General features: G+C 51.8%; 2 protein-coding genes. Both read left to right on the top strand.

Annotation, left to right across the window (positions count from 1 at the left end; translation table 11 throughout):
* On the top strand, positions 1-517 hold a 517-nt coding region (locus tag CW742_RS13610), incomplete at its 5' end, for a sensor histidine kinase (RefSeq protein ID WP_292421294.1).
* 210 nt (positions 518-727) lie between these two features.
* The coding region (locus CW742_RS13605) for a response regulator (RefSeq protein ID WP_292421292.1) at positions 728-1,290 on the top strand (563 nt) is incomplete at its 3' end.

The following is a 1,290-nucleotide window of genomic DNA, read 5'->3' as shown; positions in this document are numbered from 1 at the left end:
GAACCGGGTCAGGGTAATGGCCATGGTCCATGAACGGCTGTACCGGTCTTCCGATATTGCTGCGCTTGACATTGCTACGTACCTGCGGACCATCACGAACCAGATCCTTGCGTACCAGGGTGAAGCGAGGTTTCCGACCCGGCTTAAAATTGACGTCGAACAGATACCGGTTGATATTGATACCGCGATACCGCTCGGTCTGATCACGAACGAGCTCCTTTCCAATGCGATAAAATATGCGTTCCCGGAAGGGAGCCCGGGCACGGTGAGTATCCGGGGGAAACGGGCGGGACCGGACCTGTACGAATTCCTCTTCTCCGATAACGGCGTTGGCATGCCCCGGGATTTTGACTGGAGGAATGCCGATAGCCTCGGGCTGCGGCTCGTCAACTCGCTTGTCGAACAGATGGGAGCAGATATTGAGCGGATTGAGGGTCCCGGAACCGGGTTCCGGATTGTTTTCCGGATTAAAAGAAACTCACCCAAAGCCCTCGGACCTGCAAATTCCGATAGCTGACACAGACAGGCCCGGATAAAAAATGCTATGTCCCTGATGGGAGGATACTTCACGAATTGCTGCAGATCTTTCCGGAAAATTATTATTAAAACCGGCTTATTGAAGAAATAACCGTGTTCCGGCTTTTTTTATATGTACAACACATCCAAATTTTGATATGACCGATACACCAAAAACCAATTTGTTTCATGTCACGGATCGGAAGCTGACATGGCTGCTGTTCTTTTTGTAGATGATGAACAGGATCTCCTTGAACTTGCCCGGTGTTTCCTGGAAATACCGGGTGAATTTTCCATCGATATAAAAACATCAGCGCAGGAAGGGATGGAAGCCCTTTCAGCTCACCCGTATGATGCTATTGTGTGCGATTACGAGATGCCGGGCACCAATGGCGTCGAATTCCTGAAAAGCGTCAGGCTGGTGTTCGGCGATATCCCGTTTATCATTTTCACGGGCCGGGGCCGGGAACAGATCGTTATCGATGCCCTCAACAGCGGTGCGGATTTTTATATCCAGAAAGGAGGAGACCCGGATGCTCTCTTCATGGAGCTGAGGCATGTCATCGGGCAGGCCATTGCCCTGAAACAGGCCCGGAACACCCTCTTTGAGCGGGAACAGCGATACCATGACCTCCAGCACGCGAACGACCTTATCCAGAGCGTCTCCCCAGAAGGCCGGTTTATCTATGTGAACCGGAAATGGAGGGCAACCCTCTGGTACTATGCAGAGGAAGATCCGGACCTATGGTCGGTCGATGGTATCCAGGAAGAGAG

Origin of the sequence: Methanoregula sp., from assembly GCF_002835825.1 — an archaeon.
Taxonomy (GTDB): Archaea; Halobacteriota; Methanomicrobia; order Methanomicrobiales; family Methanospirillaceae; genus Methanoregula.
Note: the sequence above shows the minus strand (reverse complement) of the source record. Positions and strands in the feature narration are given on the sequence as shown.